13 protein-coding genes and 1 pseudogene are annotated in these 14588 nt (G+C 33.0%); 6 read left to right on the top strand and 8 right to left on the bottom strand.

Annotated elements, in window-relative coordinates:
• Positions 1-2 precede the first annotated feature (2 nt).
• The 3 genes from Q1B05_RS16310 to Q1B05_RS16300 all read right to left on the bottom strand — a co-directional run bounded on the left by Q1B05_RS16310 (position 3) and on the right by Q1B05_RS16300 (position 2622).
• A complete protein-coding gene (locus Q1B05_RS16310; protein WP_299782088.1) occupies positions 3-1025 on the bottom strand; it encodes a metal-dependent transcriptional regulator in 1023 nt (340 codons plus the stop codon).
• Between the two features lie 2 nt (positions 1026-1027).
• The gene (locus Q1B05_RS16305; protein ID WP_159022244.1) at positions 1028-1681 is read right to left on the bottom strand and encodes a metal-dependent transcriptional regulator; all 654 of its coding nucleotides are present in this window, start codon (positions 1679-1681) and stop codon (positions 1028-1030) included.
• Positions 1682-1872: 191 nt separating this feature from the next.
• Entirely contained in the window at positions 1873-2622 is a 750-nt protein-coding gene (locus Q1B05_RS16300; RefSeq protein WP_299782082.1) for a TerB family tellurite resistance protein, read from the bottom strand.
• 272 nt (positions 2623-2894) lie between these two features.
• Here Q1B05_RS16300 and Q1B05_RS16295 point away from each other — a divergent pair, with 272 nt between their 5' ends.
• The 4 genes from Q1B05_RS16295 (at position 2895) to Q1B05_RS16280 (ending at position 5940) form a co-directional block, all read left to right on the top strand.
• On the top strand, positions 2895-3305 hold the full coding sequence (locus tag Q1B05_RS16295; protein WP_299782080.1) for a BrxA/BrxB family bacilliredoxin: 411 nt from the start codon (positions 2895-2897) through the stop codon (positions 3303-3305).
• Between the two features lie 92 nt (positions 3306-3397).
• The gene (locus tag Q1B05_RS16290; protein ID WP_299782078.1) at positions 3398-4141 is read left to right on the top strand and encodes a 1-acyl-sn-glycerol-3-phosphate acyltransferase; all 744 of its coding nucleotides are present in this window, start codon (positions 3398-3400) and stop codon (positions 4139-4141) included.
• 12 nt (positions 4142-4153) lie between these two features.
• Positions 4154-5140 carry an acyl-ACP desaturase gene (locus Q1B05_RS16285; protein WP_299782076.1) on the top strand — a complete coding sequence of 329 codons (987 nt, stop codon included), beginning with the start codon at positions 4154-4156 and terminating at the stop codon, positions 5138-5140.
• A gap of 146 nt (positions 5141-5286) precedes the next feature.
• Complete coding sequence (locus Q1B05_RS16280) at positions 5287-5940, top strand: HD domain-containing protein (protein ID WP_299782074.1); 654 nt, start codon at positions 5287-5289, stop codon at positions 5938-5940.
• Positions 5941-6029: 89 nt separating this feature from the next.
• Here the strand turns inward: Q1B05_RS16280 and Q1B05_RS16275 are convergent, their stop codons facing one another.
• Entirely contained in the window at positions 6030-6899 is an 870-nt protein-coding gene (locus Q1B05_RS16275) for an AraC family transcriptional regulator (RefSeq protein WP_299782072.1), read from the bottom strand.
• A gap of 207 nt (positions 6900-7106) precedes the next feature.
• Here Q1B05_RS16275 and Q1B05_RS16270 point away from each other — a divergent pair, with 207 nt between their 5' ends.
• The gene (locus Q1B05_RS16270) at positions 7107-7703 is read left to right on the top strand and encodes a hypothetical protein (protein WP_299782070.1); all 597 of its coding nucleotides are present in this window, start codon (positions 7107-7109) and stop codon (positions 7701-7703) included.
• A gap of 173 nt (positions 7704-7876) precedes the next feature.
• Positions 7877-8719 (top strand): alpha/beta fold hydrolase, encoded by an 843-nt coding sequence (locus Q1B05_RS16265; protein WP_299782068.1) that lies wholly within the window; start codon positions 7877-7879, stop codon positions 8717-8719.
• A 163-nt stretch (positions 8720-8882) separates the two neighbouring features.
• Here Q1B05_RS16265 and Q1B05_RS16260 read toward each other — a convergent pair whose 3' ends face one another.
• The 4 genes and pseudogenes from Q1B05_RS16260 to Q1B05_RS16245 all read right to left on the bottom strand — a co-directional run.
• Positions 8883-10826, bottom strand: a complete 1944-nt coding sequence (locus tag Q1B05_RS16260; protein WP_299782066.1) for an OmpA family protein — start codon at positions 10824-10826, stop codon at positions 8883-8885.
• 16 nt (positions 10827-10842) lie between these two features.
• Positions 10843-11787, bottom strand: coding sequence for a type IX secretion system membrane protein PorP/SprF (locus Q1B05_RS16255; protein WP_299782064.1), 945 nt, complete (start codon positions 11785-11787; stop codon positions 10843-10845).
• A gap of 1 nt (position 11788) precedes the next feature.
• Entirely contained in the window at positions 11789-13030 is a 1242-nt protein-coding gene (locus Q1B05_RS16250) for a gliding motility-associated C-terminal domain-containing protein (RefSeq protein WP_299782062.1), read from the bottom strand.
• A 184-nt stretch (positions 13031-13214) separates the two neighbouring features.
• Positions 13215-14588 (bottom strand): annotated as a pseudogene (locus Q1B05_RS16245) (hypothetical protein); the annotation flags it as partial.

Raw genomic sequence — 14588 nt, 5'->3', positions numbered from 1 at the left:
GTTTAATCTTTTTTAATTAAGATTTTCGAAGCCTGATCTTTTCGTAAAGCAATAGAAGTTCCTTTAATTAAATAGGCATTAGGATCGCCTAGCGGATTTAAAAGATCGATACTAACATTTGATCCTTTTACAAAACCAAGATCTAATAATCGCCTTCTGCTTTCTCCTCTATTTTCCTTAGAAATTCCAATAATTTTAGCTGTTTCATCTTCCTTTAAACTGGATAAACGTGCTATATTATCTTCTATAACAACTTCTTTTTCTATGAGTGCTACTGTTAAGTTTGCAGCAACTATTGGTGCCAATTTAAATTCTTCACCTTCCGACTCAAACACTATTCTTGTCGAATTATTTTCTATCACTTTTAGCAGAGATCCCATATAAATATGCTCTGCCAAAATTTGTTTATAAATCACTTCAGGCTCATCTTCAATATGTGTAATTTTCCCAACAGACCCCACTGGTAAAAGCGGTAATTCTACACCATGAACCGATGCCATTTTTCCTGTTTTTGTTGGAATAGGATCGCCATGCGGGTCGAATTTAGGATGTCCTAAATGAGCAGCTAACTCGTCGGCCTCATCATGACTTAATCTATGCTCCATAGATTCTGCTCTATCGTGCCACTCTTTCTTGTGTATTCCTGTTTTATCTGCTAAATAACGCTCCCAAAGACGGTGCACACGAACAATACGAAGCGCATAATCACGTCCTTCTTCTGTGAGCTTTAAAACATCCGATTCTGAATAAATCAAATCATTAATTGTCATTTTTTTAACAGCCTCGACAATATCCGTATTTTTAAAATCTAGAATCTGAACTAATGTTTTCATATCCACTCTATTATTCGAAGTTTCGAAATGATAAAGCTGTTTCAAGACATCTTCTATAATTACTTTTTCGCTACTTTCAAATGCTTTCCTAATAATCCAAAACCACCCTTTTGTAGGCCTAAATAAAACATACAATAATGCTACTACTATAAAAAATATTGAGAGCGCTAATAAAGGGCTGTAGTTTTCCATAATTATAAGCTTAAGTATAAGTTTTTAGCAACTTCATTAGAGATAATCATTTTTCTATCAGATGTTTCTATAGTTAAAGACTTATCGAAAGGTTCAAAGTCTATTACTTTAATAGCATCTCCTAGTGCTAAATTATTTTTATTTAAATACTTTAAAAATGAGTCGGATGAATTTTTTACCAATACCAAAACGCCTTGTTCGCCTTTTTTAATTTCTAAAATATTCACACTTTTTATAGGCGAATAATTTCCATCTTTATCAGGAATAGGATCTCCGTGCGGGTCGTGTGTTGGACACCCTAAAAAAGCATCTAATTCATCAACGAGTTTTAACGACTTTATATGTTCTAATTGCTCTGCAACATCGTGTACCTCATCCCAAGTAAAATTTAATTTCTCGACCAAAAACACTTCCCAAAGTCTGTGTTTCCGAATGACTAAAGCCGCTATTAAACGTCCTTTTTCGGTTAAAGTCACCCCTTGATACTTGACATAGTTAGCCAAATTCTTATCTGCTAATTTTTTTACCATATCGGTAACAGACGAAGCTTTTGATTTTATTTTTTCGGCTATAGCATTTGTGCTAACTGCTACCGAACCTTGTTTACCCAAATGGTAAATTGCTTTTAAATAATTTTCTTCAGATAATGTAACCACTAAACTCTTATTTTATAACAAAGATACACAATTTACTTGAATACAAATATATTTTTAGTCTAGTCTAAAATATATTTTAATAAATTAATTACAACAACAAAAAGACGAACTGCATGTACAAACATCCAATTCGTCTTTTAATAATAATCCCTAGTAATTATTTGAGATTATATATTGTAATGAAATTTTATTTATTTAAAACCTCGCTCTTTTTGAAGCTGATCGTAAGCTTCTTGAACTTGTCTAAATTTTTCCTCTGCACCTTTCTGGTATTCTTCACCTAAATGAAGCACTTTATCTGGATGATATTTTTTAGCCATTTTACGATAGGCTTTTTTAACCTCATCGTTAGTCGCAGACTTTTCTATTTCAAGAATTTTATAAGCATTATCGCTACTGTTGTAAAACATAGCCTTAATACTTTCAAAATCTAAAGCACGAATGCCTAAATAGTTTGAAATGGTATAAATAACATCAACTTCTACTTGGCTTACATTCCCATCGGCTTTTGCGATTCCGAATAAAAAGTGAAGCAATTGAAGGCGAGATGGGTGATCCATCATTTGACGAATTTGCATACACACATCGCGAATAGGAATATCTTTTTGTTGACTTATATTTTTGAATAGTTTAAAAGCTTCGTTTGCACGTTCTTTACCATACATACCCACAAATTGAGCACGCACAAAATCTAATTCTCTTTTATCACTAACGCCATCTGCCTTTATAACAATAGCTGCAAGTATTAATAAACTGACTTCGAATTCGCTAGATTTGGTTCGTGTTCGTGCTGGCGCTCCGTAAGGAGAATCTGTATTAACCTTAATGCTTCCGCTAGAAAACCCATCGACCATACTACCTAATGCAAATCCTAAGATAGCTCCTATTGGACCTCCAAACGACATACCTAAAGTAGCTCCTAACCATTTTGAAATACCCATAATTTTATTTTAATTCCCGCAAATATACTACTTGTAATTTTAACCAAAATATTTTTTATGGTTTGCCTTGCTTTTGCGTTAGGCATAGCAGCGGCATCCTTTTTGTTTCTTTAAAAACAAAAAGATATAGCGTATAGCCCGACTTTGCTTAAACAAAGTAACGCCCAAAACAACACTACATTTAGACTTATGCACGTTACGTTAAAGTCATGATTGTTTCTGTTTTTATTATGTATATTTGCCCTTTATTTAATAAACAAAAAATTTAAAATATGTATCCAGCAGAATTAGTTAAACCAATGCGTGAAGATTTAACCAAAGTTGGTTTTGAAGAATTACATACCGCAGAAGCTGTAGATGTTGCTTTAGCAAAAGAAGGTACAACTTTAGTGGTTGTAAATTCGGTTTGTGGTTGTGCTGCAGCTAATGCACGTCCAGCAGCTAGCATGAGCATAAAAAACGATAAACATCCAGACCATCTTGTAACTGTTTTTGCAGGAGTAGATAAGGAAGCGGTTGATAAAGCGAGAGGTTATATGATACCTTTCCCTCCAAGCTCACCATGTATTGCTTTATTTAAAGATGGCGAATTAGTACACATGTTAGAGCGCCACCATATTGAAGGTCGTCCTGCAGAAATGATTGCAGACAACCTTAAAGATGCTTTTAACCAAGTTTGTTAAGTCGGATTTTGTAAAAAATATAAACCACGCTTTTGGCGTGGTTTTTTTATATCCTATTTTTGTTTAAATTCTAAACTTCCAAAATTTAATTAATGAAACTTATAGCGTATCCTTTAACTGTACTATATGCATTTGCATTTTTACTATCTATATGTGTGTTCCATCCTATATTATGGATTAGTCATCGCGTATTTGGTTATAGTGCATTACAACGTAGTGTAAACATATTACAATTTGCACTATTACGTTGTTTGAATATTTTAGGAACACGCTTTACATATACAAATCACTTTGATAATGAGATTCCCAAAGACACTCCTTTAATTATAGTATCTAATCACCAAAGCATGTACGATATATCGCCAATACTTTGGTACATGAAACAATATAAACCTAAATTTATTAGTAAAATAGAATTAGGAAAAGGGATACCTAGTGTCTCGTATAATTTACGTCATGGCGGATCGGCTTTAATAGACAGAAAAAACCCAAGACAAGCCATACTTGCAATTAATAATTTCTCGAAATTTATAAATGAGAAAAATTATGCCGCCGTTATTTTCCCTGAAGGCACAAGAAGTAAAGATGGTGTTCCAAAACCGTTTCAACGTCGTGGTTTGCAAACATTAATAAAAAATATACCAACTGCAACTGTAGTTCCTTTAACAATAAATAATTCATGGAAAACGTTAAAATATGGCAAATTCCCTATGGGATTAGGCGCTCATATTACATTAACTGTTCATAAACCCATAAATTTATCTACCTTTACAGGCACGACAGAGACTTTGATTGACGAAATTGAGCACACTGTAACACAGAGTATAAACCATTAAAAACTTAACATTATGTCATTAAAAAATGTAAGGTTAGAAGTGATGCAGTTTTTAGAAAAAGACGTAGACGCTTTAATAGAAAAATATTTAATACCAACAGAAACCATTTGGCAACCTACAGATTTTTTACCAAATTCTGAAGGTCCAACCTTTTTTGAGGAAGTTAAAGAAATAAGAGAATTAGCTAAAGATTTACCTTACGATTTATGGGTGGTTTTAGTTGGAGATATGATTACAGAAGAAGCTTTACCAACCTACGAATCCTGGTTAATGGATGTTGAAGGTGTTGGACAAGTTGAACGTAACGGTTGGTCTAAATGGGTACGCCATTGGACCGCTGAAGAAAACAGACACGGAGATGTACTTAACAAATATCTTTACCTTTCTGGACGTGTAAATATGAAAGAAATTGAAAAAACAACTCAGTATTTAATTTCTGATGGTTTTGATATTGGTACAGATCGCGACCCTTATAAAAACTTTGTATATACCAGTTTCCAAGAACTAGCAACTTACATTTCTCACAACCGAGTGGCTAAATTTGCTAGAGAACGCGGCAACAAACAACTAGGCAAAATGTGTAGAATTATTTCGGGAGACGAAATGAGACACCATAATGCATATAGCGAATTTGTTGAACGTATTTTTAAAGTAGATCCTAGTCAGATGATGATGGCTTTTCATTATATGATGAAGCAAAAAATCACAATGCCAGCTCACTTTTTAAGAGAATCTGGCGGACAAGTAAGTTCTGCTTTCGAAGAATTTTCGAACACCGCACAACGTATTGGCGTGTATACATCTATGGACTATATAGAAATTCTAGAGAAACTACTTAAACGTTGGGAGATTGAAAAAATCACAGATTTATCTGATGAAGCTGAAAAAGCAAGAGACTACCTAATAAAACTTCCTAGCCGTATGATGCGTGTAGCAGAGCGTATGAAAATTCCTGAAAATTCGTTTGAATTTAAATGGGTAGAACCTGCTAAAATATAATATTCAGCCATAAACTTCTCAAAATATATGTTTACGTTTTAACAAACTTGTTGAAGCTTTTCTAAACTAGAAAATGAGAATCTGAATTAAACTAAAAACATAAGAATTCCTTTCTGTCTCAGTTAGGAATTTTTACTTTTATAAACATGAACAAAGACCTCCAAATACAAGCAACAATTAATTTTGTAAAACAACAATTAGAAGGTGCCGAAGGTGGCCATGATTGGTTTCATATAGAACGCGTTTATAAAAACTCTAAATTAATAGCCAAAACAGAAAACGTTGATATGTTTGTAGTTGAACTAGGAGCTTTACTTCACGATATTGCTGACAGTAAATTTCATGATGGTGATGAAACTGTTGGCCCCAAAGTAGCTTCAGCATTTTTAAAAGACATTAATGTTGATGAGGACACAACTACTCATGTTATTAATATAATTGAAAATATATCTTATAAAGGCGGAAATTTTAAAGCCACATTTTCATCTCCAGAATTAAATGTCGTTCAAGATGCAGACCGTTTAGATGCTATGGGCGCCATTGGTATTGCTAGAACATTTAACTACGGAGGGTTTAAAAACCGAGCTATTTACAATCCAGAAATCAGTCCGAATTTAAGTATGACAAAAGTAGAATATAAAACATCTACAGCACCTACAATTAATCATTTTTACGAAAAGCTACTCCTTTTAAAAGATAAAATGAATACAGTGAGTGGTAAAAAAATAGCGACTCAACGACACGATTATATGGTTGGTTTTTTAGATCAGTTTTATGCAGAATGGAATGGCGAAAAATAATTGTATTAGCAATTAACGACACCTTATTATAAAACAAAACCCTCAGATTAATTAATCTGAGGGTTTTGTTTTATGTAAATTGAATCTAATTATTGAATAATACGTGTCATTTCACTTCTGTATTTAGACGCACTAGTTCCTGTAATTTCATTAAAAAATTTATTGAAGTGAGAAAAGTTATTAAACCCACATTCAAAACAAATATCGGTAATACTCATTTCACTTTCTTGTAATAATTTTGTTGCATGCACAACACGATATTCATTTACTAATTTAGTAAATGTTTTACCCGTAGCCTTTTTAAAAAACCTACAAAACGCAGGCACAGTCATGTTTGCTTGGTCTGCAATATCTTCTAAACTAATATGACTCTGAAAATTATTATTTATATATCTAAAAATAACATCAATTTTAGCACTATCCTGAGGTTCTGTTTCAAAAGCAACACCATCTACATTTAATAGACTGTAGTGTTCAGACAAAGCCAAATCGTTTAAAATTTCTAATAATTTTAAAACACGATTAAAACCTTGAAATTCTATTAAAGATTCAATTTTTGGTCCAACAACCAATTTTGTTTCAGGTTTAAATAGCACACCTTTTTTAGCGCGTTCAAAAAGCATGGCAATACGCTCCATTTCTGGAAGCTTAAGAAACGTATCTCCTAAAAAATTAGGTAAAAATTGTACAATAGTTTCCGAACCACGTGCTGTTAACCTATCTGCAAATCCATTATGGGGTAAATTAGAACCTATTAATATAAGCTGACTGTTATTAAAGTATGATAAGTGATTTCCTATATGCCTTTTTCCCTGTCCTTTATTTACATACACCAATTCTAATTCTGGATGAAAATGCCAGAAAGCCTTGCTCTTGTGGGCTTCTTGCGTATGTTGCCTTACCACCAACGAGCTTCCAAAACTTGGTGTTACCTTTTCGTAAGTTGGTTTTAACTTCATAAGACTTTCACATTTATGTGGCAAAAATACAAAATGTATATGGTATAGCATGTGTATAATTAACCCTAATGTATACTATTTTACCATATCACAACCTTAACAATTTATTTACAGTTAATATAGCATATAAAATAGCCAATATCGATGTTTTCTACACAACACAAGCCCCATACCTTTGTAATGTAATTAAGTATTAAGATAATGATTATGAAAAAAGTATTAGTATTCAGTATATATATGTTAGCCTTAACAACTGGAATTTCTAGTTTCGCTAACACATCTTCTGATAATATAAAAGGGAAAAAATTAGAAATCGTTTTAACACTTGATAATGTAAAAGAAGGTCAAGAATTATCTATTAAAGACGATTATGGTATTGTTTTATACAACACTACTTTTGAAACTTCTGGTATTTATAATAATAAATTTGATTTAACAGCTTTACCTGACGGTGATTATTCTTTCGAACATGAAAAAGGTTTTGAAGTTAAAATTATGCCTTTTAAAGTAGCATTAGGTGAAGTAACTTTTAATAAGCAAGCAGAGAAAAGCATCTTTAAGCCAGTTATAAAATTTAATGAAAATAAAATATACATCTCTAAATTAGATTTAAATCAAGAAAAAGTAGAAGTGAAAATTTATTACACTACTAACAATGCAAATTCTGATTTAATTCACTCAGAAACATTTTCAAACACTACAGATATTAATCGTATATACAGCTTAGCTGGAAAACGTTCTGGTAGTTATAAAGTAATAATAAATGCTGACGGAAGAAATTACGTTGAGCAGTTTAAAATATAGTTTTAATTTTAAATAGATAGTTAGTTAAACTATGTCAATTAGTTAGTTTGTTTGTAAGAGTGGGACTGGTTATCTCACTCTTTTTTTATGCCTTTTTTTTAATGAATGTTTTAATAAGCAATTATAAAACTTTAATTTTATAGAGCTTAATTTTAAGAAAACACCATCGCGTTATGAAACGTATTACAAACATTCAAATTACAGGCACACACAATAAACCCATTTTAACCGATGTGTTTTACACTGAAAACAACACACCAAAACCTATTATTATCTTTTGCCACGGCTACAAAGGTTTTAAAGATTGGGGCGCTTGGAACCAAATGGCAGAAACATTCGCTGATGCTGGTTTTTTCTTTATAAAATTTAACTTCTCTCATAATGGCGGAACGCCAGAACAACCTATAGATTTTCCCGATTTAGACGCTTTCGGAAATAATAATTACTCGATTGAACTAGACGATTTAAAATCTGTTATAGATTGGATTACCTTACACCCCGATTACAGTAACGAAGCAGATTTAAAAAACATAAATCTTTTTGGACATAGCCGAGCTGGAGGTATTGTAACTATAAAAGCTGAAGAAGATTCACGTATTTCTCGTGTTATCAGCCTAGCAGGCGTAAGTGATTATGCTAAGCGTATGTCTAGCGGAAAAGCTTTAGAACAATGGAAAGTTAACGGTGTAGAGTATGTTGTTAATGGACGTACCAAACAAAATATGCCTCATTACTATCAGTATTTTGAAGATTTTAAAAACAACGAAGATCGCTTAACTATTAAACGTGCTGTATCTCAATTAAAAATCCCACACCTTATTATTCACGGTAGTGCAGATACTAGTGTTTTAATTGAAGAAGCATACAATTTACACCAATGGAATCCGAACAGTGAATTAAAAATTATAGATGGTGCAAATCACGTTTTTGAAACCTCTCATCCTTGGAGTAAGAAAGAATTAACACCGCAGCTACAAGAAGCTGTAGACACTGTTATAACGTTTTTAAAACAATAAACTAAATACACCAACTACTTTAGCTAAGTTGCTTACATTATAATCTGAGGTTTAAATCCCCTCCTTTTAAGTGCTATTAATCTATAAAATACAAGAAGATTTTTTTTGCTATTAATCTACCAAAATATGTATAAGACTATCAAAAAAAGAGGGTTTTTTAAAATTATTTAACAACAATAAACTCGCTTCTTCTATTTTTCTGATGCTCTGCCTCAGAACATTCTACACCATTAGAACATGTATTTATCAATAACGTTTCTCCAAAACCTTTAGCTACTAACCTATCACTATTAATATTTTTACTCACCAAATAATCAAGGGTAGATTGCGCTCGTCTGGAAGACAATTTCATATTATAATCATCACTACCTCGGCTATCTGTATGAGATCGTATCTCAAGTTTTAAATCAGGGTAAGTGTTTAGAGCTACAAGTATTTTTTGCAACTCGACTTCGGCATCATCTCGAATATTAGACTTATCATAATCGAAATATATTATTGGAATATTTAATACCTCGGCCAGATTCATTCCAGGAACAAGATCTACTATATTTTGTTGTAGTTCAAAATTAATTTCTTGATGACCTATATTTATTTTCGAGATGTTTTCGTCGGTATCATAACGCTCTTTCTCTGATTTTATAAAATAAGATTTATACTTATTCGTTTCAATGCTATAAAACCCATTTTCATCGGTTACAACTTCATGAAACACATCTCCATGCGAATCTCTTAAACTTACTCTAGCATCTCGAATAGGTTGTTTAGATTGTTTATCGATAACATACCCGTCTATATTAGAAAGATATACATCTACTATTCGGGTCTTTTCTTTAAACACATAAATATTATCGTAAACAAATTCGCCTTCACGGGTAGAACGATTAGAACTTATAAATCCTCTATTTGTTTTCATATTTATACCAAACGCAAAATCGTCTGCATTAGAATTTAAAGGTTCTCCTACATTTAATAAATTCCCGTAATGATTGTCTAGAATCTTGATATAAAAAATATCTAATCCACCTAAACCAAAATGTCCATCTGAAGAGAAATAAAGCTCATTAAGAGTCGTTATAAAAGGAAACGTCTCCTTACCTTCTGTATTTACTTCCGGTCCAAGATTTACCGGCTCTCCTAAATGACCTTCTGGAGATATTGTAGAAACATAAATATCTGATTCGCCATAACCACCTGGACGGTCTGATGAAAAATATAACTTTGTGCCATCTGAATTTAAAGTGGGGTGAGCTGTTGAAAAATTGTCACTATTAATAGATAGTTCAACGGCCTCTTGCCACTTATTATTTATCTTTTTAGACTTATAAATTTTCAACTTATAATCATCTATTTTATCATCAAATGTAATGTTACTTCTAGTAAAATACATTGTATTATTATCTGCGGTAAATACGGGTGAAGATTCGTGAAATTTACCTTTCAAATTACCTTTAAGCATTTTAGGATCACTAACAGCCTGGTTTAAAGAGTCTAGCTGAACTTCATATAACGATAAAAAACTAAGACCATCCCAACCGCTTTTTTTATTTAAAATTTCATCAGAGTCTTTAGTAGAGGTATAATATAGCGTATCTTTTACCATGGTATTTCCAAAAGAAATTTTATTTTTATTATAAATTTTCCTAATCGGATCTAAATCATATCTGCCTGAATTTTCTTTAATTAATCTTAAATAATCTTCAGCCAATAAAGGCGACTCTTCTAAATCGTTTTCTCCTACAAAAATATTGTAATACTTCATGGCTTGTTTAGATTTCCCTATAGCCTTTAGTGCCTGAGAATATCGTAAATAGATGATGCTTTCTTTAGGTTTTTCAACCATAGAAAACAAATCATCATACCACTTTACGGCCTGATCATATTGTGCATTAAAATAATAACTATTAGCTAATTTAGCACATAACTCTTCAGACTTATATCCATTTTCAGCAACTGATAAATAGATTTTTTGAGCATTTATAAAATTTAGTTTTTCATAATCCTGGTTTGCCTGAATTAACTTTTTTTCTTGCCCATTAACGGCCGTAACAGTAACCATGGTTAAAAAAACCCAAAAGAAACTATATATAGATATCTTATTTTTCATTAATTTATTTTTTTAATTAAAAGAATCTAGGGTTCACTATTCCTCTTCTTCTGGTACCTAATTCAAATCGTAAAAGTATTTCATGAGATCCATCGTTATAATTTCCTAATTCGGTTGTATCGTAATCATATGTATATCCAATCATAATCGTATCGGTTAACTGAAATCCAGCCAAAGCACTAACAGCTGCATCTAACCTATATGAAAGTCCTAATGTTAATCCATTATTAATAAGTGCATTTAAGGACAAGTCTAGAGCCAAGGGTGAACCTGTAACAGATTTAACCAAAAAAGCAGGTTTTAATTTCAGTCTCGGATTCATTTCAAAAATATATCCACCTATTAAGTACAAATGTGCTTTTTCTGTAAATGTAGATGCCTGTATATCGTCATAATGTTTCGTTTCTAAAAAATTAGGGGTAGAAAGACCTACATACCATTTTTCAGAATATAAATACAAACCAGAACCAATAATTGGGGAACTATAGTCTTTTTGATTTAGAGTAATGTCGTTTTGATTCTGAATATTTAATTTAGTAGGATCTAGGTTCCACATAGAAATACCTCCCTTTACACCCAAAGCTAATTTTAAATTGTTAGCTAAATTTATAGTATAAGAAAAGTCCAATGAAAGTATGTCTTCTGAAGTAGGTCCTATCTTATCACTTGTAAATCCTAAACCAACACCAACACCTTTAATTCCTATAGGAGAATGTGCTGAAAAGTTTAATGTTTCGGGAGCTCCGTCTAAACCAACCCATTGGCTTCTATATACCCCTAGCATACTTAATGATTCTCGAGATCCAGCATATGCAGGGTTAATAGAGATCGTATTATACATGTATTGCGTGTATTGCGATTCTTGTTGTGCCTCCATAGTAGGAGCCATAAAAAACAGACTCAACACCAACACTAAAACAGATATATTTGTTTTTTTTGAAGTCATTCTTTTTTCGTTCATATTAGTTATCGCTTAAGTATAAAAAACCTGCTTTTTTATGAGATTTATTATCTGCTACGCTACCATATTTATATTTCAAAATATAGTAATACGTATTAGCAGGTAACATATCAGAATCTTTTACTGTTAACCTTCCAGAAGAACGCCCATTAAAAACATGGCCATTTTCACCATAATTAGTCATTTCATATACCTTAACACCCCATCTGTTAAAAACCTGAAGTGTAAGTTCTCTAGCACATGTATCGTCTGTTTTTTCTATAGCGAAATAATCATTTTTACCATCTCCGTTTGGAGACACATAATTATAAACAATTAAAGAACAAGGTAATTCAGATTCAGATTTTACACGTCCAAGTGTAAAAACACCATAATTAGTTGTCGCTGTTGTTATTGTTTGGTTATCAATATCAACCACACCACCTTCATCTACCCACATACTACTAGACTCGTCCCATCTTACAATAGTTAGAGCTTCTTGTTCTGCTGCTTCAATTAATATACCTGGCGTTGTAACTGTACTCCAAGACAATGTAATTAAACCATCTACAGAACCATCACTAACACTCTCTACAATCCAATACTCTTGACTGTCTATTTCTGTTATATCTTCAGACTTAAGCTCATGCGAATACAAATCGTTAGAACTTTCATAATAGTACTTTCCTTTGAAAAAAGCACTTGAATTTTCTGGTGCAGATATACCGGCTAACCTGTAATAACCTCCATCTCCAATAGGAAATGTAAACTCTTGATCTCCGAATTTATTTACAGGTCCATCTACATGACTAACATCTGAAGTGTTGATGTGATTTCCATTCGTGTTAAATGTAATTTGTCCACCAAAATTATCATTATCAACAATGCCTTCGTAAAAATCTGTAGTTCCACTAATATTAATTTCACCTGATAAATGAAAAGGATTTGCGTTACTACTATTATTAAAGACTACATTAAATAAATAACTAACCTGAGTCCCGCTAATATTCTGATTATCTGAACCTATAAACTTTGTAATTCCTGTGTTTTCATAAAAATCGACTACACCATCGTTATTAAAATCGCTATATATAAAAGATTCTCCATCGTTATTAAAGGTACCTTGACTTAAATTATCAAATCGAGATACTGTAGAAAACTGTGTGTTTTCACTCACGTACAATACGCCACTATTAGAAGTCTGCGCAAGCATACCATAAGAAAAGGGTAATAAAATGCTTATTTGTAATAAATATTTTTTCATATGTCTAAATATTTAATTATTAATGAGTCTGATTTATTTTAAAAGAAAATAACTATCATTTTATTTCTTGTAGATTCTCCAGAGGACAAAAAGAACACCTTGTTATTTTTAAGTTTTAGATATTCTAATTATCTGTTATAATTTACTTTTAAAACAAATCAGACTAGTAAATAAAAAACCTCATTTACTTCACTTGATGTATTGAGAACTGATATTCAAAACCATTTAACAAGGCAGCTCCAACCACACCTACATCTGTCCCAAATACAATTTGATCTCCAGCATTAAGTTTTACTAAAGTTTGAGTAGATCGTGTTGGAGGAGATACATCTAAATCAATAAATAGTACGGATACATTTAAATTTACATATGATTCTTCAGCAAGTAGTGTATAACTAGAAGATGTAGCCTCTTTTTTAAAAATCCCAATACCTAATGTACCTGCTCCTAAAAGACCTTTTGAATTTGCTTGAAAGTTTATATTATATATACCATCTTGTTTAGCCGTAAAAACACCTGTGGTTGTACTAAACTCACTGTTCTCATCAAACTCCCTTCCACTTAAAGGAAACCCTACTGGCGTATAAGTACCTAAAAGACTAATCCCTAACAAACTACTACCACTTGTACTATTATACTTTATAAAAGTCTTTAAAGGAGCACCATAAATATTAATAATTTCATCATAAATATCGCCTTCATTGGATATATTATCTACAACCGTATCAACAACATCTACAGGATCACCATCTGCTCCAGCAACTCCCTGAGCACCAACCAATGACGCTAACCACTCTGTTTCTGTTCCTATAAAACCTTCGTCTACTGCAACCTCATATGCTGAAGATCCAGCAGCACCTGCTAAACCTTGTGGACCAGTTTCTCCTTGAGGACCTTGTGCGCCATCAATACCATTTGTTCCGTCAGCACCATTGGCTCCTGCAACACCTTGAGGACCCTGAGCTCCAACTGCACCATCTGCTCCTTGTAATGACGCTAACCATTGGGCTTCTGTACCTGTGAAACCTTCGTCTACTGCAACCTCATATGCTGAAGATCCAGCAGCACCTGCTAAACCTTGTGGACCAGTTTCTCCTTGAGGACCTTGTGCGCCATCAATACCATTTGTTCCGTCAGCTCCATTGGCTCCTGCAACACCTTGAGGACCCTGAGCTCCAACTGCACCATCTGCTCCTTGTAATGACGCTAACCATTGGGCTTCTGTACCTGTGAAACCACCGTCTACTGCGATTTCGTAAGCTGAAGCTCCATCTGTTCCATTAGCTCCATTTAATGACGCTAACCACTCTGTTTCTGTTCCTATAAAACCTTCGTCTACTGCAACCTCATATGCTGAAGATCCAGCAGCACCTGCTAAACCTTGTGGACCAGTTTCTCCTTGAGGACCTTGTGCGCCATCAATACCATTTGTTCCGTCAGCTCCATTGGCTCCTGCAACACCTTGAGGACCCTGAGCTCCAACTGCACCATCTGCTCCTTGTAATGACGCTAACCATTGGGCTTCTGTACCTGTGAAACCACCGTCTACTGCGATTTC

Source organism: uncultured Formosa sp., assembly GCF_947500765.1.
Lineage (GTDB): Bacteria > Bacteroidota > Bacteroidia > Flavobacteriales > Flavobacteriaceae > Formosa.
The sequence above is the reverse complement of the archived record's forward strand: the minus strand, read 5'-3'. Positions and strand labels throughout refer to the sequence as shown.